Origin of the sequence: Streptomyces sp. ST2-7A (genome assembly GCF_021390475.1) — a bacterium.
In the GTDB taxonomy this organism is placed as follows: domain Bacteria; phylum Actinomycetota; class Actinomycetes; order Streptomycetales; family Streptomycetaceae; genus Streptomyces.
The window spans coordinates 26,097-49,813 of the sequence record NZ_JAJUWS010000030.1; the positions used below are offsets into that span (position 1 = coordinate 26,097).

21 protein-coding genes are annotated in these 23,717 nt (G+C 73.9%); 9 read left to right on the forward strand and 12 right to left on the reverse strand.

Features of this window, described 5'->3' with window-relative positions:
• Positions 1-32: 32 nt before the first annotated feature.
• The 3 genes from LZF96_RS18110 (at position 33) to LZF96_RS18120 (ending at position 1,544) form a co-directional block, all read left to right on the forward strand.
• Complete coding sequence (locus LZF96_RS18110) at positions 33-782, forward strand: SDR family NAD(P)-dependent oxidoreductase (protein WP_233873459.1); 750 nt, start codon at positions 33-35, stop codon at positions 780-782.
• 103 nt (positions 783-885) lie between these two features.
• Positions 886-1,137 carry a type II toxin-antitoxin system VapB family antitoxin gene (locus LZF96_RS18115; protein WP_233873463.1) on the forward strand — a complete coding sequence of 84 codons (252 nt, stop codon included), beginning with the start codon at positions 886-888 and terminating at the stop codon, positions 1,135-1,137.
• Positions 1,134-1,544: a PIN domain nuclease gene (locus LZF96_RS18120; RefSeq protein WP_233873466.1), complete on the forward strand. Its 411-nt coding sequence runs from the start codon at positions 1,134-1,136 to the stop codon at positions 1,542-1,544. Before LZF96_RS18115 ends, LZF96_RS18120 begins: the two co-directional genes overlap by 4 nt.
• A 112-nt stretch (positions 1,545-1,656) precedes the next feature.
• Here the strand turns inward: LZF96_RS18120 and hisF are convergent, their stop codons facing one another.
• The 7 genes from hisF to hisD are packed head-to-tail and all read right to left on the reverse strand — an operon-like array spanning position 1,657 to position 7,170.
• Entirely contained in the window at positions 1,657-2,427 is a 771-nt protein-coding gene (hisF, locus tag LZF96_RS18125) for an imidazole glycerol phosphate synthase subunit HisF (protein ID WP_233873469.1), read from the reverse strand.
• Positions 2,424-3,173: a bifunctional 1-(5-phosphoribosyl)-5-((5-phosphoribosylamino)methylideneamino)imidazole-4-carboxamide isomerase/phosphoribosylanthranilate isomerase PriA gene (priA, locus tag LZF96_RS18130; RefSeq protein ID WP_233873472.1), complete on the reverse strand. Its 750-nt coding sequence runs from the start codon at positions 3,171-3,173 to the stop codon at positions 2,424-2,426. Before priA ends, hisF begins: the two co-directional genes overlap by 4 nt.
• Positions 3,173-3,919: an imidazole glycerol phosphate synthase subunit HisH gene (gene hisH, locus LZF96_RS18135; protein WP_233873475.1), complete on the reverse strand. Its 747-nt coding sequence runs from the start codon at positions 3,917-3,919 to the stop codon at positions 3,173-3,175. The genes priA and hisH overlap by 1 nt, the downstream gene beginning before the upstream one ends.
• Positions 3,916-4,083, reverse strand: a complete 168-nt coding sequence (locus LZF96_RS18140; RefSeq protein WP_233873478.1) for a hypothetical protein — start codon at positions 4,081-4,083, stop codon at positions 3,916-3,918. The genes hisH and LZF96_RS18140 overlap by 4 nt, the downstream gene beginning before the upstream one ends.
• Positions 4,080-4,670: an imidazoleglycerol-phosphate dehydratase HisB gene (gene hisB, locus LZF96_RS18145; RefSeq protein WP_233873481.1), complete on the reverse strand. Its 591-nt coding sequence runs from the start codon at positions 4,668-4,670 to the stop codon at positions 4,080-4,082. Before hisB ends, LZF96_RS18140 begins: the two co-directional genes overlap by 4 nt.
• On the reverse strand, positions 4,667-5,851 hold the full coding sequence (locus LZF96_RS18150) for a histidinol-phosphate transaminase (protein ID WP_233873484.1): 1,185 nt from the start codon (positions 5,849-5,851) through the stop codon (positions 4,667-4,669). Before LZF96_RS18150 ends, hisB begins: the two co-directional genes overlap by 4 nt.
• Positions 5,848-7,170 (reverse strand): histidinol dehydrogenase, encoded by a 1,323-nt coding sequence (gene hisD, locus LZF96_RS18155; RefSeq protein WP_233873487.1) that lies wholly within the window; start codon positions 7,168-7,170, stop codon positions 5,848-5,850. Before hisD ends, LZF96_RS18150 begins: the two co-directional genes overlap by 4 nt.
• Before the next feature lie 241 nt (positions 7,171-7,411).
• Between hisD and LZF96_RS18160 the strand changes: the two genes are divergently transcribed.
• The gene (locus LZF96_RS18160; RefSeq protein WP_233873490.1) at positions 7,412-8,209 is read left to right on the forward strand and encodes an LON peptidase substrate-binding domain-containing protein; all 798 of its coding nucleotides are present in this window, start codon (positions 7,412-7,414) and stop codon (positions 8,207-8,209) included.
• Between the two features lie 86 nt (positions 8,210-8,295).
• The gene (ybaK, locus tag LZF96_RS18165; protein WP_233873493.1) at positions 8,296-8,793 is read left to right on the forward strand and encodes a Cys-tRNA(Pro) deacylase; all 498 of its coding nucleotides are present in this window, start codon (positions 8,296-8,298) and stop codon (positions 8,791-8,793) included.
• Positions 8,794-8,818: 25 nt separating this feature from the next.
• Here ybaK and LZF96_RS18170 read toward each other — a convergent pair whose 3' ends face one another.
• From LZF96_RS18170 to dnaE, 5 genes are all read right to left on the reverse strand, one after another.
• Positions 8,819-9,496: an ABC transporter permease gene (locus LZF96_RS18170; RefSeq protein WP_233873496.1), complete on the reverse strand. Its 678-nt coding sequence runs from the start codon at positions 9,494-9,496 to the stop codon at positions 8,819-8,821.
• A gap of 139 nt (positions 9,497-9,635) precedes the next feature.
• On the reverse strand, positions 9,636-10,532 hold the full coding sequence (locus tag LZF96_RS18175; RefSeq protein WP_233873574.1) for an ABC transporter permease: 897 nt from the start codon (positions 10,530-10,532) through the stop codon (positions 9,636-9,638).
• 2 nt (positions 10,533-10,534) lie between these two features.
• Complete coding sequence (locus LZF96_RS18180; RefSeq protein WP_374203268.1) at positions 10,535-11,560, reverse strand: ABC transporter ATP-binding protein; 1,026 nt, start codon at positions 11,558-11,560, stop codon at positions 10,535-10,537.
• Positions 11,561-11,836: 276 nt separating this feature from the next.
• A complete protein-coding gene (locus tag LZF96_RS18185) occupies positions 11,837-13,222 on the reverse strand; it encodes an NYN domain-containing protein (RefSeq protein WP_233873499.1) in 1,386 nt (461 codons plus the stop codon).
• Between the two features lie 798 nt (positions 13,223-14,020).
• Positions 14,021-17,563 carry a DNA polymerase III subunit alpha gene (gene dnaE, locus LZF96_RS18190; protein ID WP_233873502.1) on the reverse strand — a complete coding sequence of 1,181 codons (3,543 nt, stop codon included), beginning with the start codon at positions 17,561-17,563 and terminating at the stop codon, positions 14,021-14,023.
• A 202-nt stretch (positions 17,564-17,765) separates the two neighbouring features.
• Here dnaE and LZF96_RS18195 point away from each other — a divergent pair, with 202 nt between their 5' ends.
• The 4 genes from LZF96_RS18195 (at position 17,766) to LZF96_RS18210 (ending at position 23,700) form a co-directional block, all read left to right on the forward strand.
• On the forward strand, positions 17,766-18,455 hold the full coding sequence (locus LZF96_RS18195; RefSeq protein ID WP_233873505.1) for a hypothetical protein: 690 nt from the start codon (positions 17,766-17,768) through the stop codon (positions 18,453-18,455).
• A 254-nt stretch (positions 18,456-18,709) separates the two neighbouring features.
• On the forward strand, positions 18,710-19,540 hold the full coding sequence (locus LZF96_RS18200) for a thioredoxin domain-containing protein (protein ID WP_233873508.1): 831 nt from the start codon (positions 18,710-18,712) through the stop codon (positions 19,538-19,540).
• A gap of 658 nt (positions 19,541-20,198) precedes the next feature.
• A complete protein-coding gene (locus tag LZF96_RS18205) occupies positions 20,199-21,860 on the forward strand; it encodes an alkaline phosphatase (RefSeq protein WP_233873580.1) in 1,662 nt (553 codons plus the stop codon).
• 175 nt (positions 21,861-22,035) lie between these two features.
• The gene (locus LZF96_RS18210; RefSeq protein ID WP_308294233.1) at positions 22,036-23,700 is read left to right on the forward strand and encodes a serine/threonine-protein kinase; all 1,665 of its coding nucleotides are present in this window, start codon (positions 22,036-22,038) and stop codon (positions 23,698-23,700) included.
• Positions 23,701-23,717 lie beyond the last annotated feature (17 nt).

A 23,717-nucleotide genomic window follows, 5' to 3' on the forward strand; every position in this document is an offset into this window, starting at 1 on the left:
GCGGACCGTTCGCGCACAGAGGGAGACCGGCGATGCTGCTGGAGCGGAAGACGGCCGTGCTGCACGGCGCCGGTGGGCCGATCGGCGGCGCGGTGGCACGGGCCTTCGCCCGGGAGGGCGCGAGGGTGGTCCTCACCGGCCGCACCCGGGAGCCTCTGGACGCGGTGGCGACCGACATCCGCTCGCGCGGTGGGACGGCGGACATCGGGGTGCTGAACGCGCTGGACGAGTCCGACGTGGACGCCTTCGTGGACGACATCGCCGCCGACGCCGGCTCGGTGGACGTCTCGTTCAACCTGATCGGCTTCGGTGACGTGCAGCAGCCGCTCATGGAGATCGAGGTGGAGGACTTCACCCGGCCGGTGACCACGCTGTTGCGCTCGCACTTCCTGACCACCCGGGCCGCCGCCCGGCACATGACGCGGCGCGGGTCGGGGGTGGTGCTCGCCTTCGGCGGGGGTGGCCCGCACACCCTGCCGAACCTCGGCGGGCTGAAGGTCGCCTTCGACGCCCTGGAAGGGCTGCGCCGACAGTGGGCCTGCGAGTTGGGTCCGCACGGCGTCCGGGTCATCACGGTGAAGACCGGGGGCATCCCGGAGTCCATCCCGACCGACTTCGAGGGGCGCGAGGCGATCGAGGCGCAGATCGTCGCGCACACGCTGCTGCGCCGGGCGGCCACCCTGGAGGACGTGGGAAACGCCGCCGTCTTCGCCGCCTCCGACATGGCGGCGGCGATCACCGCCGCCGACCTCAACATCACCTGCGGCGGCGTCATGGACTGACCCGCCGGTCTCCTGTTCGCCCCCGGAACATCGCTCTCCCGGAAAAGTGATCCCGGGACGGAGGTATATACTCTTCCCCATCGAGTATATACGAGGTGGGCACATGGCGAAGATGCTGATCGACATCGACGAAGAGACGCTGGCAGCGGCCCAGGAGGCACTGGGGACCAGGACGAAAAAAGAAACGGTGAACACGGCACTGTCGGAAACCGCCGCGCGCATACGGCGGGCCAAGGCCCTCGCCGAGGCCCGGCGTCTGATCGCCGAGGGAGCCCTGGACATGGCCGTTCTCTCCGACAAGACGAATTACCGCGCCTCCCACCCCCGCCAAGAGGCCCCCGGAAGCGATGCATGACCCCGGCGCACTACCTCATCGACACATCGGCGGCTGTTCGCCTGCTCGGCCCGGGGGGCAAACACCACGAATGGGATCGAGCCGTCGAAGCCGGTTTGGTGGCCATGAGCGACATCACCGAGTTGGAGATCGGCTTCTCCGCCAGAAGTTCGGCGGACCGAGCGGCTGTCCTGGCCACTCTGCACCAATGCTACGCGTGGGCTCCTGTTCCCGAGGGAACCCATGAACGGGCCCGGACGGTCCAGCGGATTCTTACCGAGCGCGGGTGGCACAGGAGTGCCGGACCGGTCGATCTCCTGGTGGCGTCCATCGCCGAGCTCTCGGGTCTGACACTCCTGCACTGCGACCGCGACTTCGAGAGCGTCGCCGCCGTGACCGGGCAGGCGACTTTGATACTGGCCGACTGAGTCCGTTCGGTTTCCGCCCCCGGCCCCGGTCCCGACCGCCCGTGCGAGAGCAGCCGGGACGACAGCGGCGTCGGCCGACATCCGCCGGATCTCCGGTCGTTCCCCGAGGGGCTCAGCGCACGGGCCGGCCGGCGGCGCGGAGGGCGTCCTTGACCTGGCCGATGCGCAGGTCGCCGAAGTGGAAGACGGAGGCGGCCAGCACCGCGTCCGCCCCGGCCTCCACCGCCGGCGGGAAGTGCTCGACCGCGCCGGCGCCGCCGGAGGCGATGACCGGGATCGTGACGTGCTTGCGCACGGCCTCGATCATGGTCAGGTCGTAGCCGTCCTTGGTGCCGTCGGCGTCCATGGAGTTGAGCAGGATCTCCCCCGCCCCCAACTCGGCGGCGCGGTGGGCCCACTCGACGGCGTCGATGCCCGTGCCGCGCCGGCCGCCATGGGTGGTGACCTCGAAACCGCTGGGGGTGGTGGCCTCGCCGGTGACCCGGCGGGCGTCCACGGACAGCACGAGCACCTGGCTGCCGAAGCGCTCGGCGATCTCCCGGATCAGCTCCGGCCGGGCGATGGCGGCGGTGTTGACGCCGACCTTGTCGGCGCCGGCGCGCAGCAGCCGGTCCACGTCGTCGGTGGCGCGGACGCCGCCGCCCACGGTCAGCGGGATGAAGACCTGTTCGGCGGTGCGGCGCACCACGTCGTAGGTGGTCTCCCGGTTGCCGGAGGAGGCGGTGATGTCCAGGAAGGTCAGTTCGTCGGCGCCCTCGGCGTCGTAGACCTTGGCCATCTCGACGGGGTCGCCCGCGTCCCGGAGGTTCTGGAAGTTGACGCCCTTGACCACCCGGCCGGCGTCCACGTCCAGGCAGGGGATGACCCGCACCGCGAGGCTCACGCCGCGGCCTCCGCCCGCACGGTCTCCAGGGCGGCCTCGAGGGTGAAGGCACCCGCGTACAGGGCCTTGCCGACGATCGCGCCCTCGACGCCGATCGGCACCATCGCGGCCAGGGCCCGCAGGTCGTCCAGGCGGGAGACGCCGCCGGAGGCGACGACGGGCCGGTCGGTGGCGGCGCAGACGTTGCGCAGCAGTTCCAGGTTGGGGCCCTGGAGGGTGCCGTCCTTGGCGATGTCGGTCACGACGTAGCGGGCGCAGCCCTCGGAGTCCAGGCGGGCCAGGGTCTCGTAGAGGTCGCCGCCGTCGCGGGTCCAGCCGCGACCGCGCAGGGTGGTGCCGCGCACGTCGAGGCCGACGGCGATGCGGTCGCCGTGCTCGGCGATGATCTTGGCGACCCACTCGGGGGCCTCCAGGGCTGCGGTGCCCAGGTTGACCCGGGTGCAGCCGGTGGCCAGGGCGGCGGCGAGCGAGTCGTCGTCGCGGATGCCGCCGGACAACTCGACCCGCACGCCCGCCTCGGCGGTGACGCGGGCGACCTCGGCGATGCGCTCGCGGTTGTCGCCGGTGCCGAAGGCGGCGTCGAGGTCGACCAGGTGCAGCCAGCGGGCGCCGGCGCGCTGCCAGGTGAGCGCGGCCTCCAGCGGGTCGCCGTAGGAGGTCTCGGTGCCGGACTCGCCGTGCACCAGGCGCACGGCCTGCCCGTCGCGGACATCGACGGCCGGGAGCAGTTCGAGCTCGGGGGTCATCACAGGCTCTCGATCCAATTGCTGAGGAGGCGGGCTCCGGCGTCGCCGGACTTCTCGGGGTGGAACTGCGTGGCCCACAGGGGGCCGTTCTCGACCGCGGCGACGAACGATCCACCGTGCACGGCGCGGGTGACCAGCGGCGGGGTCATGCGCGGGTTGGCGATCTCCATCGTCCAGTCGTGGACGGCGTAGGAGTGCACGAAGTAGAAGCGCTCGGCGGGGTCGAGGCCGGCGAAGAGGCGGGAGCCCTCCGGGGCCTCGACGGTGTTCCAGCCCATGTGCGGGACGACTTCGGCGCGCAGCCGGTCCACGGTGCCGGGCCACTCGTCGAGGCCGGCGGTCTCCACGCCGTGCTCGATGCCCCGGCCGAAGAGGATCTGCATGCCGACGCAGATACCCATGACGGGTCGGCCGCCGGCCAGCCGGCGCTGGACGACCCAGTCGCCGCGCGCCTCGACCAGCCCGGCCATGCAGGCGGCGAAGGCGCCGACGCCGGGCACGAGCAGGCCGTCGGCCTCGAGGGCGGCGTCGTAGTCGCGGGTGATCTCCACGTCGGCGCCGGCGCGGGTCAGTGCGCGCTGGGCGGAGCGGACGTTGCCGAAGCCGTAGTCGAAGACGACGACGGACTTGCGGGCGCGGCCGGTGCCCGCCGCCCCGGCGGGAGCGGGGTCCGTGGGCGTCGCGGTGCCGGTCGGGTCGGTGTTCGAGGCGGCGGCCGGGGTGGTGCCGGTCGGGTCGGTGGTCACCGGTTCCACACCTCCAGGCGGAGCACGCCCGCCACCAGGCACATGGCGGAGGCGACGCCGAGCAGCACCACGACGCCGCGCGGCAGGCCCTGCCGGGCGAAGGACCAGGCGCCACCGCCGAGGAAGAGGCCGGCGGCGATCAGGAGCGTCGAGGTCAGGTTCACAGGGCGCCCTTGGTGGAGGGGATGCCGGTCTGCCGGGGGTCGATCTCGCTCGCGTACCGCAGGGCCCGGGCGAGTGCCTTGAACTGGCACTCCACGATGTGGTGGGCGTTGCGGCCGTAGGGCACGTGGACGTGCAGCGCGATCTGCGCCTGCGCGACGAAGGACTCCAGCACGTGCCGGGTCATGGTGGTGTCGTAGGAGCCGATCATCGGGGCCATGCCCTCGGGCTCGCTGTGCACGAGGTAGGGGCGGCCGGAGAGGTCCACGGTCACCTGCGCCAGCGACTCGTCCAGCGGGACGGAGGAGTTGGCGAAGCGGACGATGCCCTTCTTGTCGCCGAGTGCCTCCCGGAAGGCCGCGCCCAGCGCGAGGGCGGTGTCCTCGATGGTGTGGTGGGTGTCGATGTGCAGGTCGCCCTCGGTGCGCACGGTCAGGTCGAACAGGCCGTGCCGGCCGAGCTGGTCGAGCATGTGGTCCCAGAAGCCGACACCGGTGGAGACGTCGACCTTCCCGGTGCCGTCGAGGTCGATCTCGACCAGGACCTTGGTCTCCTTGGTGGTTCGTTCCACGCGGCCCGTGCGGGTCATCGGTCGTTCTCCTTCATCAGCTCGCGCACCGCGTCCAGGAACGCGTCGTTCTCCTCGGGGGTGCCGGTGGTCACCCGCAGTCGGCCGGGCACGCCGTTGTCCCGGACCAGCACGCCCTGCTCCAGCAGGAACCGCCAGGCGGCGTGCGCGCCACCCGGGCCGTCGAACCGTCCGAACTGCACGAAATTGGCGTCGGAGTCGGTGACCTCGCAGCCGATCGCGCGCAGCTCGGCGACCAGCCGGTCGCGTTCGGCCTTCAGCTGTTCGACGTATCCCAACAGCGTATCGGTGTGCTCCAGGGCCGCCAGCGCGGTGGCCTGGGTGACGGCCGACAGGTGGTAGGGCAGTCGCACCAGTTGGACGGCGTCCACGACGGCCGGGTGCGCGGCGAGGTAGCCCAACCGCAGGCCGGCGGCGCCGAACGCCTTGGACATGGTGCGGGAGATCACCAGACGGGGACGGCCCTCGATGAGCGGCAGCAGCGAGGGCCGGTGGCTGAACTCGCCGTACGCCTCGTCCACGATCACCAGCGCGCCGTGTTCACCGGGGCCCGAGCGGGCCCGCTGGGCGGCGTCGTGCAGGGCGAGGACGGTCTCGGCCGCGACGGCGGTGCCGGTGGGGTTGTTGGGCGAGCAGACGAAGACGACGTGCGGCCGGTGCTCGGCGACGGCGCGTTCGGCGGCCGGCAGGTCGATGGTGAAGTCCTCGGCGTCGCGGGGCCCGGAGATCCAACCGGTGCCGGTGCCGCGCGCCAGGAGGGCGTGCATCGAGTAGGAGGGTTCGAAGCCCAGCGCGGTGCGGCCGGGTCCGCCGAAGGCCTGGAGGAGCTGTTGCAGCACCTCGTTGGAGCCGTTGGCGGCCCAGACGCCGCCGGTCTCCATCGACAGGCCGCAGGTGCGCCCGAGGTACTCCGCCAGGGCGGTGCGCAGCTCGACGGCGTCCCGGTCGGGGTAGCGGTTGAGGTCGCGGGCGGCCCCGGCGACGCGCTCGGCGATCCGGGCGACCAGTTCGGGCGGCAGGGGGTAGGGGTTCTCGTTGGTGTTGAGCCGCACGGCCACGTCGAGCTGGGGGGCGCCGTACGGCGACTGACCGCGCAGCTCCTCCCGGATGGGCAAGTCGTCGAGCGTGCGGACCCCGCCCACCGGGGTGTCGGCGGGCGGAGCGGTGGCGTTGCCGGTCACGTGGAGCTGGGTACCTTCCAGTCGAACCGGGCCTTGAGCGCGGCACCGTGCGCGGGCAGGTCCTCGGCGTCGGCGAGGGCGACCACGTGGTGGGTGACCTCGGCGAGGGCGTCGCGGGAGTAGTCCACGACGTGGATGCCGCGCAGGAAGGACTGCACGGACAGCCCGGAGGAGTGGCAGGCGCAGCCGCCGGTGGGCAGCACGTGGTTGGAGCCGGCGCAGTAGTCGCCGAGCGAGACCGGGGCCCAGGGGCCGACGAAGATCGCGCCGGCGTTGCGGACCCGGGCGGCCACGGCGGCGGCGTCGGCGGTCTGGATCTCCAGGTGCTCGGCGGCGTAGGCGTCGACGACGGCCAGGCCGTGGTCGAGGTCGTCGACGAGGACGATGCCGGACTGCCGGCCGGTGAGGGCCTCGGTGACCCGGGCCTCGTGCCTGGTGGCGGCGACCTGCTCGACCAGGGCGGCGTCCACGGCGTCGGCGAGGGCGGTGGAGGGGGTGACCAGCACCGAGGCGGCGAGCACGTCGTGCTCGGCCTGGCTGATCAGGTCGGCGGCGACGTGCGCGGGGTCAGCGGTGTCGTCGGCGAGGACGGCGATCTCGGTGGGACCGGCCTCGGCGTCGATGCCGATGACGCCCTTGAGCAGACGCTTGGCGGCGGCGACCCAGATGTTGCCGGGGCCGGTGACGAGTTGGACCGGGCGGCACTCGTCGGTGCCGTGGGCGAACATGGCGACCGCCTGGGCGCCACCGGCGGCGTGCACCTCGGTGACGTCGAGCAGGGCGCAGGCGGCGAGGATCACCGGGTGCGGCAGGCCGCCGTGGTCGCGCTGCGGCGGGGAGGCGACGGCGAGGGACTCGACGCCGGCCTCCTGGGCGGGCACGACGTTCATGACCACAGAGGAGGGGTAGACGGCGTTGCCGCCCGGCACGTAGAGGCCGACCCGGTCGACCGGCACCCAGCGCTCGGTGACGGTGCCGCCGGGGACGACGGTGACGGTGTGGTCGGTGCGGCGCTGCTCGCGGTGGACGAGGCGGGCGCGACGGATCGACTCCTCCAGGGCGGCGCGGACCGCCGGGTCGAGCTCGGCGAGGGCCTTCTCCAGGGCCTCGGCGGGGACCCGGGTGCGCTCGATGCGCACGCCGTCGAACCGCTCGGCGTACTCGATCAGGGCCGCGGTGCCGCGATGGCGCACGTCCTCGCAGATGGGCCGCACCTTTTCCAGGGCGGCCTCGACGTCGAGTTCGGCGCGCGGCAGCAGCTCGCGGTCGATTCCGGCGCCGTCCCGGCCGGATCCCCGCAGATCGATTCGCTTCAACACACCCACCAGTCTCTCAGACGCCCGGGGGCGTCCGGCGCCCGTCCCACAGGGTGATACGGCCCGTGATACACGTCATGGCACGGTGGGCGGCCCGTCCGATGGTCCGCCGGCGGAACCCCGGGGAGGTCGCGGCGGGTCCGGCCGGGGCGGGCGTTCGGGGGACGCGCGGCGGGGCGCGGGGGAGCGTTCGGTGCTCCACGCCTCCGGACGACCGTGCGGGCGGAACGCTAGGCTTCGCGCCGTGACGACGACCCGCCTGCCGCTGTTCCCCCTGCACGCCGTGCTGTTCCCCGGGCTGGTCATGCCGCTGAACGTCTTCGAGCCCCGGTACCGGGCCCTGGTCTCCGACCTGCTGCGGATGCCGGAGGACGGCCCGCGCCCCTTCGGGGTGGTCGCGATCCGGGAGGGGTACGAGGTGGCGCCGCCCGGCCGGGGACTGCCGGGCGAGCCGGGCGCCGGGGTGTCCGACGTCCGACCGGGCGCGGGTTTCGCCGCCGATCCGATGGACTCCTTCCACCCGATCGGGTGTGTCGCGGACGCCACCACGATCCGGCCCCGCGACCCGGTCGGGGGATCCGGAGGCGCGGGCGACGGCGGGGACGAGGGGACCGGCCCTCGTTCGTTCGAGGTGCTGGCGACCGGCACCACCCGGTTCCGGTTGCTGTCGGTGGAGACGGTGGGTCGGTACCTGGTCGGCGAGGTGGAGCTGCTGGAGGAGGATGCCGGGGAGGGCGCGGAGGTGCTCGCCACCGGCGTGCTGCGCGCCTTCCGCGCCTATCAGCAGCGTCTGGCGAGCGCGTACGAGCGGTCCCTGGTGCCGGGAAGCGAGTTGCCCGAGGAGCCCTCGGTGGTGTCGTATCTGGTGGCGGCGGCGACCGTGCTGGACACGACGGAGAAGCAGGCGCTCCTGGAGGCGCCGGACACCGCCGCCCGGCTGGCCCGGGAGCTGCGGATGCTGCGCCGGGAGATCGGCGTGATCGGGAAGCTGCCGTCGGTGCCGGCGGTGGAGTTGACCCGGCGGCCGACCAACCCGAACTGAGACGGACGGGCCGCCGGCACCGGGCGGGGCCCGGAGCACGACGGCGGACGAGCCGGGGCACGTCCCCGGGTGAGGACGGGGACCGGATGGGGCGGAAGAAGCAGGCCGGGGCCGGCGGCACTCCGGCGACCGTGGCCGCGACCCGGGCAGGCGTGGATTTCACCCTGCACGCGTACGAGCACGACCCGGCCTCCCCCTCCTACGGGGAGGAGGCCGCGCGGGCGATGGGCACCGACCCGGCCCGGGTGTTCAAGACCCTGGTGGCGGAGGTGGACGGGACACTGACCGTGGCGGTGGTTCCGGTCTCCGGGACCCTGGACCTCAAGGCACTGGCGGCGGCCGTGGGCGGCAAGCGGGCGACGATGGCGGACCCGACGGCGGCCGAACGGGCCACGGGGTATGTGCGCGGCGGGATCTCCCCGCTGGGACAGCGGCGCCGGCTGCCGACCGTGGTGGACGCCTCGGCCGGAGAGCACCCGACGGTCTGCGTGTCGGCGGGACGGCGCGGTCTGGAGATCGAGCTGGCCCCGGCGGATCTGGTGCGGCTGACGGAGGCCGTCACCGCGCCGGTGGGGCGCGGCTGAGCCGGCGCCCCACCGGGTGCCCGGATCAGTTCCAGCGGGGGAAGGGCGGGGGCGGGATCTCGTTCTCCCTCGGACTCCACAGGGCGGTGCCCACGAAGTGCGCCAGCAGCGCACCGAAGGGCAGGCCGATCAGCGAGCCGAGGGTCCTCAACTCCAACGGCGCGTCGAAGGGCTCGCCCTCCCCGAACTCGGCCGCGCGGGCGACGAGGTCCTGTTCCGGACCCAGGAGGATGCCCAGGCGCCAGGCGATCACCGCGCCGATCGCCGAGCCGAGGGCCAGGCCGAGCACCGCGCCGACCCCGCCCCGGCGCCTGAGGAGGAAGATCAGCAGTCCCAGCACCGCGCCGACGGCCAGGCCCATGAGCAGGAAGCTGCCGTCACCGGCGATGACCTCCTCGCTCTCGGAGTTCACCAGGTAGACGCCCTCGCCGTCGGAGACCACCCGTACCCGGGGGGAGAACAGGCCCCAGAGCGCCCCGAGGGCGAGGCCGCCGAACAGCGCCGTGACCAGCAGGGCGATGAGCGCGTCGGTGATCTCCCGGCGGGTGTCCTTCGCCGCGCCGCGTCCGCCGGGCGCCCCGGCGGGGAACCCGAAGGGGGACGGCCCCCGGTGCGCGCCGCCGGACCCCGCGAACGGGGAACGGGACGCCCCGGAGGACGACGACGGCCGGGAGGAGGACGGGGGCGGGAAGGGTGGGGTCACCCCGTCATCCTGCCGGCCCCGGCGTGGCGTTCGACCCGCAGGACGTCTGTTCGGGCGAGGCCGGGCCCGGCGGGGGCGTTCGAGGACCGGCGAAGAGCCGTTTCGCGCCCGTCCCCCGCCCGTCCCGGCGGGAGCGCGCTCAGCGTCCCGCCGCCCGCCGGTACGCCCAACCGGCCAGGGCCAGCGCCGGGAGGCCGACCGCGCCGCAGACCGCCAGGTTCGCCAGCACCGAACCCCAGTCCGGGACGGGCGCCAAGACCTCCGCCAGCGCGTCGACCCCATAGGTGGAGGGCAGCAGATCCCGCAGCCATTGGATCGGCTCCGGCATCCGCGAGGCCGGCAGCACCCCCAGCAGGAGGGCGGCCGACATGCCGAGTTGTCCGCAGAGGGTGGCCAACTCCTGGCGGGGCGCCAGCAGTCCCAGCGCGGCGCCCAGGCCCGCCAGCGCGGCGCCGGCGAGCGGCACCACCGCGATCAGCAGCCACAGCCCGGTGACCGGCAACTGGTACAGCGCGCAGCCGATGAGGGCGGTGGCCAGGACGCCGGGGACGGTGAAGGAGGCGTAGGCGGCGGCCGTCCCCAGCACCACCGAGGCGGCCGGGGCGGGCAGGGTCGCCCAGTGGTCCAGCCCGCCGGTGGCCCGCAGCCGCCCGAAGTACTGGGCGAGGAGGTTGAGCGCCACGAAGGCGACGACCAGGACGGTGGAGCCCGCCACGACCGCGCGGGCCTCCTCGCCGGCGCCGGCGTCCACGACCCCCCGCATGAGGATCATGATGCCGACCGACTGGAAGGTGGCGACGAACAGCAGCGGTACGCGCGCGACCCGGGCGCGGGAGAGCTGGGCCCGGTAGACCGCGCCGAGCGCGGCTAGGGGCCGGGCGCCGGCGGCCAGGGGCTCGGGGGTCGGGCCGCCGGGCACGGTTCCGTCGTCGTGACCGTCGTGACCGTCGTGACCGGCACGGGACGCCGGGACGCCGGGACCGGTCGCGAGGGCGGGCCCGCCGGCCGCGGCGGGGTGCTCGCGGGGATCGGTCATCGTCACGAGCGCACCAGCCCCCGTCCACTGCCGCCCAGCGCCAGGTAGACGTCCTCGAGGGTGGGGGTGGCCAGGGTGAAGTCGTCCAGGGCCGCGAAGGCGGGCCCCGTGGTGACGGCCGCGACGGCGGCCCGGGCCTCCTCCGGGGAGAGCCGCAGCGTCCAGCGGCGACCCGTCACCGGGACGCCCGCCGGCTCGGTCGATTCCCCGGCGACGAGCCGGCGCAGCGCGGCCACCGCCGGGACCTCGGTCGGCGCGCGGTCGCGCCACACCAGGTCCAGGCGCACCTCGTCGCCGACCATGGCCTTCAGTCCGCCGGGGGTGTCGCAGGCGATGACCCGACCGGCCTCCAGCACCGCCACCCGGTCCAGCAGGGCCTCGGCCTCGATGACGTTGTGGGTGACCAGGACGACGGTGCTGCCGTGCTCGGCGCGGCGCCGGTCCACCGCCGCCCATACCGCCCGCCGGGCCACCGGGTCCATACCGGCGGTGGGCTCGTCCAGGATCAGCAGGGGGCGCCGGCCGACCAGGGCGGCGGCGACACAGGCCAGCCGGCGCTGGCCGCCGGAGAGCCGGGTCAGGGGACGGGTCGCCAGCGCGGTCAGGCCCAGTTCCTCGAGGATCTCCATGCTCTCGCGGCGGGCGTCGGCGCGCTCCAGTCCGCGCAGCACGCCGGTGGTCTCGGCGGCGACCGCGACGGTGAGTTCGTCCAGGGCGGTGGAGTCCTGGCCGAGGTGGGCCAGCAGACGGGGGGCGCGGCGGGGGTGGCGGACCACGTCGTGGCCCAGCAGTTCGATCGCGCCGGAGTCGGGTCGCAGCAGGCCGGTCAGCTGGCGGACCAGCGTGGTCTTGCCCGCGCCGTTGGGGCCGAGGAGGCCGAAGATCTCGCCCCGCCCCACCTCCAGGCTGATGCCGGCGCTGGCGTGCACGGGCCCGGTGTCGGGCCGGTCCGTCGACTCGTCACCGACCGGACGCCGGGGGCGTCGGGGACGGCGGGCGCCGGGGTAGGTCTTGTGCACCTCCCGCACGGACACGGCGACCGGCCCGACGGGCGCGGCGGCGGGCGTCCGGGCCGCGGGGGTCACGACCGGGGGCGCGTGGGGGGTCCGGGCGGTGGAGAGGGACACGATCCCCGAGCGTACGCGGCTCGTCCCGCGCCGCGCACTCCGGGGGCCCTTCGCCCCGGTTCACGGCGTTTCGCGCGTCACCGGCCGTGGCCCCTCCGCCTCCCCACCGCGTGTCGGCCGCGCCACGGGCCCCCGCCGAAACGGGGGAACGGCCCGCGGGGCGGCCCCGGCGGGGCGTCAGCCGTCCGGGGGGCCGGTGATGGAACCGGGTGTCGACCGGCTCTCGATCTCCCGCCAGAAGCCCGCCCGGATGGCGTAGCGGTCCTGTTCGTCGATCTGGTCGTCCTTGTGGGTGAGCAGTCCGAAGCGCGCGGCGTAGCGCAACAGTTCGCCGTCGACGCGGTGCGGGATGCGGGGGTACTCGCCGGCGAGCCGGGAGAGGTGGTCGACGGCGCCGATCCGGTCGGCCCAGCGGCGGGCGAAGACCTGACCCACCTCGTAGGGGTCCCCGCTCACAGTGGTGATGTCCTCCTCGCGGTCCGCCCACCGCTGCTCGGCGGTGGTGAGCTGGGCGAGGGAGGGCAGCGAGGCGGTCTCCGGGGACTCCGCGGCGGTGCCCCGGTCGACCCAGCCGCGGTCGGAGGACCAGCGCAGGGTGGCGGCGGGGGGCTGGTCGGGCGGTTGGCCGGGGGGAGGGTGCGCGCCGCCTCCGGCGCGGCCGACCCGGGCGAGGTCCCGGGGAGTGGGCACGGCCCGGCCGGGGACCGGGCCCGGGCCCCGGCCGGCTCCGACCCCGTTGTCCCGCTCCTCCTCGCGGGTGTCCCGGCCCCGGTGGACGACGCCGCCCCGGGAGGGGGCGTCGTCGCGGCGGGAGCCGCCGTCCCGAACGCCGGCTCCGTCATCGACCGGGGAACGGGACGGGTCGGGGCCCGGCCCGGAACCGTTGCGGGAGTGGGCGCCCTCCGACCCCCCGGGGCGGTGTTCCCCGGTGTCGGCGGACTCCGGGAGGGGCGCGGAGAGGATCGCCGCGATCTCCGGACGGGTGGGGCCCTGCCCGTGTCCGGGCAGCAGCGCGTCACGGACCCTGACCGAGTGGGTGATCCACTCGCGGTCCAGCACCCGGCGCTCGTCGGCCTCCGCGACCAGATCCTCGCTCTGGTTGTAGTCCCCGTCCGCGGCCTGGACGGCCCACAGGTGAACGGCCACGCCGTGTTCCTTGGCGGACATCAGGCCGGGGAGCAGGTCTCCGTCGCCGGTGACCAGCACGATGTCGGCGCAGGCCCGGTTGCGGGCCAGTTCGGTGAGTTCGGCGTGCATGGCGGCGTCCACGCCCTTCTGCGCCCACCGCCCGTCGCTGCGGGTCAGGGCGCCGAGCCGCACGGTGACCCGGGGCATCACCCGCAGCCGGCGGTGCTCGGGCTGCGGCACGCGGTCGGGGGCGCCGTCGAACCAGTAGATGCGCAGCAACTCGCAGCCGGTCTCGGCGCGGGCCCGTTCCCGGAGCCCCTGGATGAGCGCGGCGTGGTCCACCGCGATCCGGGAGCGCGAGGGGTCACCCGCCAACAGGCTCGCCGCGGCGCCCAGGAGGTACCCGGCGTCGACGAGTACCACGCAGCGATCCACGGGGGTTCCTCTCTCCTGTGTCCTCGGCTCCGCCACACCCGCTCCGGGCGTAGCGGTTTCCGTTCGCGCCCCCGTCGCGCGTGGTCCACGACCGGCCTCCGCCGCCCCGCCCCGGAACCGACGGTTCCCCCGAGTCTGCCCGACCCCGACGGGTTCGACGTCCCGACGGCGGTTTTCGGCGTGGCGAATCACCGGACCGGGGTATCGGGCCGGGCCGGTGGGCCGGAGCGGCCGGCACCTCGGAACATCACCGTGTTCCCACTGTGGACCGAAGCACCCGCGGACGCCATGGCTCACACCTTCTCGGTGGAAATACTCCGTGATGTTCTGAGATGCGGCGAATGGCCGACCGTGTGACGCTGGAGCCGCGCGGAAGGCCGGTCGGCCGGACCGGCACACCGATCGGCCCCGCGCACCACCCCTCTTCCTCGCCCCCCGCCGGCGCTCCCCGCGCACCTGCCGCACCCGTCCTGAACGGGCACGGCACCGTCCCATCACACACCGGGAGACGACCATGGCGAAACACGGGAAGCGGGATCGGGTCCCCGAACGCGGCACCCCCGAACGGAAGGGCACCGGCGACGTGTCAACGGCCGGGGGCGGGGGCGGCCTCGCCTCCGGAGCGGCGCAACCGACCCCGCGGCGGAAACGGGAGAAGCGGTTCGGACACAACTGATTCGGCGAGCGGTCCGGCGACCCGCCGTACCGACCCGGGACGGACCCCGTACGGTTCCGTCCCGGGTCGGGCCCCCGGGGCGGAACCGTACGGGGTTCGGCGACCCGGCCGCCCGGCGCGGCTCAGCTCGTCAGGCAGGCCGAGCCGAGGAGCGCCTTGAGATCGCCGAAGAGCGCCGGATCGGCCTGCACCCGGTGGCGGTCCAACCGCAGCAGGGTGGTGGTACGGCGGCCCTGCAGACGCACCCGCACCTCGGTGGCCCCCCGGTGCTGGCCCAGCACCTCGCCCAACTGTTGGACCAGCGGCGGGGTGACCCGGACGGCGGGGATGGTGATGGTCACCGGCGCGTTGGCGGATGCCTCGCTGAGGTCGGGGACCATCAGCTCCATGGCGACCAGGCGCGGCACGTCCTCCCGCTTGTCCAGGCGGCCCTTGACGAAGACCACCGCGTCCTCGACCAACTGGGTGGAGACCAGCTGGTAGGTGGCGGGGAAGAACATGCAGTCGATGGAGCCCGCCAGGTCCTCCACGGTGGCGATCGCCCACGGGTTGCCCTGTTTGGTCATCTTGCGCTGGAGGCCGGAGATGATGCCTCCGATGGTGACCACCGAGCCGTCGGAGAAGTCGCCGCTGGTGAGCTGGGCGACCGCCGCGTCCGCCTTCTCGTTGAGCACGTGCTCGATGCCGAACAGCGGGTGGTCGGAGACGTAGAGGCCGAGCATCTCGCGCTCCTGCGCGAGCAGGTAGGTCTTCTCCCACTCCTCATCGGTGAACTCCACGTCCATACCGAAGCCCGGGCCGTCGTCGCCCTCCTCGTCACCCATGCCGCCGAACAGGTCGAACTGGCCCTCGGCCTCTTTGCGCTTGACCTGCACCACGTTGTCGATCATCGGCTCGAAGTGCGCGGTCAGGCCCTTGCGGGTGTGGTTCAGGGCGTCGAAGGCACCCGCCTTGATCAACGACTCGACGGTGCGCTTGTTGCAGACCACCGCCTCGACCTTGTCCAGGAAGTCCGGGAAGGAGCTGTACTTCCCCTTGGCGATACGACTGCGGATGATCGATTCCACGACGTTCTGACCGACGTTTCGAACCGCCGTCAGACCGAAGACGATCACCTCGTCACCGCGTGGGGTGAAGTTGGCGTCCGACTCGTTGACGTCCGGCGGGAACACCTTGATGCCCATCCGGCGGCACTCGTTGAGGTAGATCGCCGACTTGTCCTTGTCGTCGCGCACCGAGGTCAACAGCGCGGACATGTACTCGGCCGGGTAGTTCGCCTTCAGGTAGGCGGTCCAGTAGGTGACCAACCCGTACGCGGAGGAGTGCGCCTTGTTGAAGGCGTAGCCGGCGAACGGCACCAGTACGTCCCACACGGCCTTGATCGCCTCGTCGGAGTAGCCGCGCTCGCGCATACCGGCCTGGAAGGGCACGAACTCCTTGTCCAGGACCTCCTGCTTCTTCTTGCCCATCGCGCGGCGCAGCAGGTCGGCCTGGCCCAGCGAGTAGCCGGCGAGCACCTGGGCCGCCTTCTGCACCTGCTCCTGGTAGACGATCAGGCCGTGGGTGATGTCCAGGACCTCCCGCAGCGGCTCCTCCAGCTCCGGGTGGATCGGGGTGATGTCCTGCTGGCCGTTCTTGCGCAGCGCGTAGTTGATGTGCGAGTTCATGCCCATCGGGCCGGGCCGGTACAGCGCCGAGACCGCGGAGATGTCCTCGAAGTTGTCGGGCTTCATCATCCGCAGCAGCGAGCGCATCGGCCCGCCGTCGAACTGGAAGACACCCAGGGTGTCGCCGCGCTGGAGCAGCTCGTAGGTCTTCGGGTCGTCCAGCGGCAGATCGAGCAGGGTGATGTCGATGCCCTTGTTCTGCTTCACCGCCTTGACCGCGTCGTCCATGATCGTGAGGTTGCGCAGGCCCAGGAAGTCCATCTTCAGCAGGCCCAGCGCCTCGCAGCTGGGGTAGTCCCACTGGGTGACGACGACGCCGTCGTTCTTCGGGGAGAAGACCGGGACGTGGTCGATCAGCCGCTCGCTGGACATGATCACACCGGCGGCGTGCACGCCCATCTGTCGCACCAGGCCCTCGATGCCCCGGGCGGCGTCGATGACCTTGGTGACGTCCGGCTCGTTCTCGTACATCGAGCGGATCTCGCCGGCCTCGGCGTACCGGGGGTGGTTCTTGTCGGTGATGCCGGAGAGCGGGATGCCCTTGCCCAGAACATCTGCGGGCATCGCCTTGGTGATGCGGTCGCCCATCGCGTACGGGTAACCCAGCACCCGGGCGGAGTCCTTGATCGCGTTCTTCGCCTTGATGGTGCCGTAGGTGCCGATCATGGCGACCTTGTCGGCGCCGTACTTCTCGGTGACGTACCGGATCACCTCACCGCGCCGGCGCTCGTCGAAGTCGATGTCGACATCGGGCATGGAGACGCGCTCGGGGTTGAGGAACCGCTCGAAGATCAGCCCGTGGTCGATGGGGTCGAGGTCGGTGATGCCCATCGCGTACGCGACGATCGAGCCGGCCGCCGAGCCACGGCCCGGGCCCACCGCGATGCCGTTGTTCTTGGCCCACATGATGAAGTCCGCGACCACGAGGAAGTAGCCGGGGAACCCCATCTCCATGATGACGCCCATCTCGTAGGCGGCCTGCCGCTGCCGGTCCTCCGGGACCCCGGCCGGGTAGCGGCGCTCCATCCCCCGCCGCACCTCCTCCTGGAACCAGGAGACCTCGTCGTAGCCCTCGGGGACGTCGAAGCGCGGCATCAGGTTCCGGGGCTTGAACATGCCCTCGGTGTCGACCCGCTCGGCGATCAACAGCTGCGTGTTGCGGCAGCCCTCCTGCCAGGCGTCGGAGTTGTCGATCGCGTACATCTCCGCCGCCGACTTCAGGTAGTAGCCGGAGCCGTCGAACTTGAAGCGGTCGGGGTCGGAGAGGTTGCTGCCGGTCTGGATGCACAGCAGCGTGTCGTGGGCCGCCGACTCGTGCTCGTAGGTGTAGTGGCTGTCGTTGGTGACCACGAAGGGGGCGTTGATCCGGCGGGCGATCTCCTCCAGTCCGGCCCGCGCCCGCCGGTCGATGTCGATGTCGTGGTCCATCAGCTCGACGAAGAAGTTCTCCCGGCCGAAGATGTCCTGGTACTCACCGGCGGCCTTGATCGCCTCGTCCATCTGCCCCAGCCGGATCCGGGTGCTGATCTCGCCGGAGGGGCAGCCGGTGGTGGCCATCAGGCCCTCGGAGTACTCGGCCAGCAGCTCCCGGTCCATGCGGGGCTTGCGGAAGTACCCCTCCAGGCCGGCGCGGGACTGCGCGCGGAAGAGGTTGTGCAGGCCCTCGCGGTTGCGCGCCCACATGGTCATGTGGGTGTAGGCGCCGGCGCCCGCGACGTCGTCGCCCTTCTGGTGCGGGGCGCCCCACTTCACGGGACGGGTGTAGCGGCGGGACTCCGGCGCCAGGTACGCCTCGATGCCGATGATCGGCACGATGCCCGCGTCCTGCGCCTTGTGGAAGAAGTCGTAGGCGCCGTGCAGGTTGCCGTGGTCGGTGATCGCGATGTGCGACATCCCCATCTGATCGCACGCCGCGAACATGTCCTTCAACCGCGCCGCTCCGTCCAGCAGGGAGTACTGGGTGTGGACATGGAGATGGGTGAAGGACTGGCTCACCACGAAACCTTCCGACGGGCGTGCGGTTGTGACGGGGTCCACCGGTCCACCCCGCCGCGGGTGCCCCGCCGGTCGCGCGAACGGCGCCGGCGCCGGGCCGCGCGGGCCCGAGGAGGGCCGGGAGGGGGGACACCGGTGGCATCCGACCCTACCGCTCCCACCCGGGGGCCGGCCCGTTCCGACCCGGCATGGCACACTCGCCTCGATGGATGCCTCCGACACCGGTATACGCAGCGTGCGCGCCGCGGTCTTCACCGCGATGTGTCTCACGCCGTCCACCGGTGCGCACGTGCTGCTGACCGGCCGGCCACTGCCGGTCGGCACGGTCGTCGGGGTCGCCCTGGCCGTCTTCCTCCTCGCCTGGCTGCTCGCCGGGCGGGAACGCGGCTTCGCCCGGATCGCCGCCCTGCTGGTGCCGCTGGAACTGGCCGCCGACGCGCTGTTCACCAGCGGTCAGGCGGCCTGCTTCGAGCAGCACGGGCAGACCGCCGGCACCGCGCTCACCGGGTCGCTGCGCCTGGCCGGCATCGATCTGATGTGCTCGGGTGGCGAACTGGGCACCCCCCTGGCCCGCTGGGCGGCCGGCGCCGAGACCGCCGTCCACCCGGCCGCGCCGTGGATCCTGCTGCTGGCGCACGTGGGCATCGGCCTGGGCGCCGCCGCGTGGCTGCGCTGCGGGGAGACGGCCCTGGCGCGGCTGCCGGCCGCCGCCGTGGCCGCCGGTTTCCGTCCGCTGCGCCTGGCGCGGACGCTGCTGCGGGCCCCGCTGCCGGTAGACGCCGGCACCCGCGGCCCGCTCGCCCGGACGCCGTTCCGGGTCCTCCCGCCGGCCGGGCGCCCGGCCGGCGACCCGGTCTCCCGTCGGGGTCCCCCCGAGGTCGTGCCGGCGGCCTGATCCACCCGGATCGCCGGCACCCGGCACGGACGCGTTCCCGGGCCGGGCCCGACCCCTCCCACCCCACCGGATCCCCGCAACCCGGGATCGCCGGGGCGGCTGCCGGGAGGACGGGCCGAGAACCGGCGGGTCGCGTCGTGACGGTCACCGTCACGGCGCTCCCTCGCGCGTGCGCGCCCCTCGCGACCCCCGACGCACCCCCACACCCGGTCCGGCCGCGCGCCGGACCCGACACCCACGGAGATTCCCGGATCATGAGCAAGCGCAATACGCAGGAAGCCAAGCGGGACGCCCGCGAACGGCTGCGGGCCGAGCGGGAGAAGCAGGCGAGGAAGGAGAAGATGCGCCGGCAGTTGACCGTCGGCGGCATCGTCGCCGGTGTGCTGGCCCTCGCGGTGCTGGTCGGCTTCACCATCGCCAACCTGGGCAGCGGCGGGGACTCCACCGACTGGGAGGCGATCGCCGCCGACCTGGAGGAGCAGGGCGAGAACGCCGAGTACGCGATACCCGCCAACGCCTCGGGCGAGGACGGTCTGACGATATCCATCGGCGACGAGGGGGCGGCGGACGTCTTCTCCTTCTACGAGGAGCCCCGCTGCCCGGCCTGCGCCGACTTCGAGCGGACCACCGGTGACACCGTCGCCGACGGTATCGAGGGCGGGGACTTCCGCGGCGAGTGGACCTTCGGCACCTTCTTCGACGAGCAGATGAACGGCGGCACCGGTTCCAAGAACGCCATCAGCGCCCTGGGCGCCGCCCTGGACGTGAGCCCCGAGGCCTTCCTGGGCTACCTGCACGCCCTGTACTCGGAGGAGTTCCACACCAGCGACAACCGCGCGGACGACTTCGGTGACGACGACAAGCTGATCGAGGTCGGCCGCTCGGTGGAGGCGCTCTCCGACGACGCGGCCTTCTCGCAGTTCGAGGAGTCGGTGCGGGAGAGCACCTTCGCGGCCTGGTCGATCAGGATGGGCGAGAAGTTCGCCGACGACCCGGAGATCACCGGCACCCCGACCGTGCTGCTGAACGGCGAGCGGGTGGAGACCCCGCGCTCGCCGGAGGAGCTGCTGTCGCTGCTGGGCTGACGCCCGGGCCCCGGTCCCGGCGGTTCGCCGGGACCGGGGCCGACCGACCACCCCGGCGGAGCCCCGAACCGCCGAACGGGGTGTCCGTATGCCGGACCGGATCGCCGGACGGGGCGACCGTGCCCTTCCCGCACCGGGCGGGGGACCGGGGCGGTCCGGGGCCGACCGACCACCCCGGCGGGGGCGCCGGACCCCGGCTCCTCCGCCGGGGCGCCGGGTGGGCCGCCGGACGGGGCGACCGTGCCCCCTCCCCCGCCGGTCGCGCCGGCCCCGGGGACCGGGGCCGACCGATCGCCCCGGCGAGCGGCCGGACCGCCGAACCGCCGGAGGGGGTCCGTGTCCCGGACCGGGGCCGGACCGGGGTCGGGGAGACCGTTCGGCGACCGGCTCCGGACGCGCCGGCCAACCCCGATCGGCGGGCGGGCGAACTCTTCCCGGACACCGGTCCGTTGTCCCGCCGGCACCTGTTCCGTCCCACTACCGGTCCGTAGCATCCTGCTCCGTGACCGAGACCCGCGAAACCCGTACCGGCACCACCCCCATCGATCCGCTCCGGGAGACCCCCGGCGCCGATGGCCCCGTCCTGCCCCCGCACCCCGGGACGGGGATCGCCCCGTCCGCCCCGGCCCGGCCGACCCTCCCGGCCGATGACCCTCCCGTGACCGGGGGCTCCGCGCCCTCGCGGCGCTCCGTGGTCGCCGCGGCGGCCGTCGGCGCCGCCGCCGTCCTCCCCCTGGCCTCCTCCCCCGCCGCCCGGGCCGCCGACGCGGGCTCCCCCGCCGGTTCCGGAGACCCCGCCGACACCCTCTTCGCGCACGGTGTCGCCTCCGGTGACCCGCTGCCGGACGGTGTGCTGCTGTGGACCCGGGTCACCCCCGTCCCGGAGGCCGCGCCGGGCTCCGGCCTCGGCCCCGCCGTGTCGGTGCGCTGGGAGGTCGCCGAGGACCCCGGGTTCCGCGTCGTCGTCGCCGAGGGCGCGGTGACCGCCACGGCCGTGACCGACCACACCGTCAAGGTGGACGTGCGCGGGTTGCGCCCGGCCCGCGACCACCACTACCGCTTCACCGTCGAGGGCGTCCGCTCCCCGGTCGGGCGCACCCGCACCGCGCCGGCAGCCGAGGCGAGCCCGGACCGACTGCGGCTGGGCGTCGTCTCCTGCTCCAACTACGAGGCCGGCCACTTCTCCGCCTACCGCCACCTCGCGGCCCGCGGTGACCTGGACGCGGTGCTGCACCTGGGCGACTACCTCTACGAGTACGGCACCGGCGAGTACCCCGCCCGCCCGACCCGGACCCACCTGCCGGCACACGAGATCCTGACCCTGGCCGACTACCGGCGGCGGCACGCCCACTACCGCTCCGACCCGGACCTGCGGGCGGTCACCGCCGCCCACCCGCTCATCGCCATCTGGGACGACCACGAGGTCGCCAACGACTGGTGGACCGACGGCGCCGAGAACCACACGCCGGGCACGGAGGGCGAGTGGCGTGAGCGACTGGCCGCCGGGAAACGCGCCTACTTCGAGTGGATGCCGGTGCGGCCCTCCACCGAGGACACCGTCTTCCGGCGGCTGCGCTTCGGCACCCTGGCCGACCTGCACCTGCTGGACCTGCGGTCCTTCCGCGGCCGGCAGGTCACGCCCGGCAGCGGGGCGGTGGACTCCCCCGGGCGCTCCATCACCGGCCGGGCTCAGTTGGAGTGGCTGCTGAACGGCATCTCCGCCTCCCCCGCCCGGCGGCAGTTGATCGCCACCTCGGTGATGATCTCCCCGGTGGCCTTCGGTTCCGTCCCGGCCCACCTGCTGGGTCCGATCGGGCAGTGCCTGGGCGTCCCGGCCGGGGGCCTGGCGATCAACACCGACCAGTGGGACGGCTACACCGCCGACCGGCAGCGGCTCCTGACCCACCTGCGGACGGAGGGAATCCGCGACGCGGTCTTCCTGACCGGCGACATCCACATGCACTGGGCCAACGAGGTGCCGGTGAACGCCGCCACGTACCCGCTGAGCCCATCGGTGGGCACGGAGTTCGTCGTCACCTCGGTGACCTCGGACAACCTCGACGACATCCTGGGCGTCCCCCCGCAGACGGTGTCGCTCGTCGCCGAGGCGGCCATCCGGGCGGCCAACCGGCACGTGAAGTGGGTGGACCTCGACTCCCACGGCTACGGCGTGCTGGAGGTGCGCGCGAACGAGACCAGGATGGACTACTACGCGGTGACCGACCGCACGGACCCGGCGGCGGGCAGCCGACACCTGCGCTCCTACCGCGCCGCCGCCGGCACGGGCCGGTTGGAGAGGGTCGCCAACCCCGTAGGCTGAGGCCATGGTTGGGGGAAACCACGGGGGAAGTGCCGGTGGCGGGAGCGACGGACACGGCGGGGACGACCGCGAGCCGCCGGGAGGCGGGGCGCCGAGCCGGGGTGTCCCTCCCCCCGGGCCGCGCGGACGGGGCGTCGATCCCCGCGCCGTCGCGGCCGGGAGTGCCGGCCGGGCCGTGCCGGAGCCGGGCCGGGTCGGCGCGGAACTCGACGGCCGTTTCCTGCTGTTGGAGCGCCTGGGCACCGGCGGCATGGGAACGGTCTGGCGCGCCCGGGACACGGCGCTGGAACGCGAGGTCGCGATCAAGGAGGTGCGACCGCCGGAGGGCGCCCTCGACGCCCCCGGCGCCGCGCGACTGCGGGAGCGGGTGCTGCGGGAGGCCCGGGCCCTGGCCCGGATCGCCCACCCCCACGTGGTGACGGTGCACCACATCGTCGACGCCGGCCCCTTCCCGTGGATCGTCATGGAACTGCTGCCCGGCCGCACCCTGCGCGACCGGATCGCCGAGGGGCCGGTGCCGGTCGCCGAGGCCGTGCGTCACGGTCTCGGGGTCCTGGCGGCGCTGCGCGCCGCGCACGCGGCGGGAATCCTGCACCGGGACGTCAAGCCCGCCAACGTGCTGCTGCGCCCGGACGGTTCGGCGGTGCTCACCGACTTCGGCATCGCCGCCGTCCACGACGGCCCGGCGCTGACGATGGAGGGGCAGATCATCGGCTCGCCGGAGTACATGGCTCCCGAACGGGTGCGCGGTGGCGCCGACCTGCCGGCCGGGGACCTGTGGTCGCTGGGGGCGCTGCTGTACGAGTTGGTGGAGAACCGCTCGCCGATGCGGCGCGGCACGCTGACGGCGACGCTGCTGGCGGTGGTGGAGGATCCCGTCCCGCCCGCGACCCGGGCCGGGGCCCTGGAACCGCTGCTGGCCGCCCTGCTGGTGAAGGACCCGGCCGCGCGCCCGGACGCGGAGCGGGTCGCGGAGGCGCTCCGACGGGCCGGGGCGGAGACGGCGTCGGGGGCCGCCACGGCGCCGCCGGTGCCCGCCGCGTCCACGGGGGCCGTCCCTCCCGCCCTCGTTCCGACGTACCTCCCACCGCCGGTCGTGCTCGCGGCGGACGCCCCGGCGGCGACCGGGCGGCGGGGGACCCGGACGGTGACGGTCGTCGCCGCGGCGGTGCTGATCGCCGGCGGCGCGGTCCTGCTCCCCTCCCTGTGGCACGGCGGAGAGGGCTCCCCCGGCTCCGGGGGCATCGGTTCCGGGGTGACCCCGGGCGCCGGCGCGGGAGACGAGGAGGACCCCGGCGCGGATACCGGCGCCGGAGACGCGGGGGCCGATGACATCGGTGCCGGCGGGCCCGACCCCGATGGGGGCCCCGCCGGAAGGGAGAACTCCGACCCGGACCCCACCGATCACGACGCCGAAACCCCCGGCACGGACTCCCCCGGCACGGGAGGGGACATCGGTACGACCGATCCCGTCGGCACCGGTCCCGGCGCGGTCCCCGATGCCGGGGACACCCCGTCCGGCTGGGTCGCCCAACTCTTCTCCGAACCGGTCTCCTCCGGCATCGAGGCGAGGGACCGGCGGTTGGCCGCGGTGCGGGCCGAGGTGCCGGAGGCCCGACTCCTGCTCAGCGACGACCACGCCTCGCTCAACCCCGGCTACTGGGTGGTGTACGCGCCGGGGCCCTTCGCCGACGGCCACGCGGCCGTGGCGTTCTGCGCCGAGCGGGGGCGGACCGGGTCCAACGACTGCGTGGGCCGCTTCCTGAGCGGGGACGCCGCCGACCGGGATCTGGTCTGCCACCCGCGGGCGGGCGGGAACGGCCGGTGCGTGCGGTGGTGAGCCCCTCCGGGGCCGTC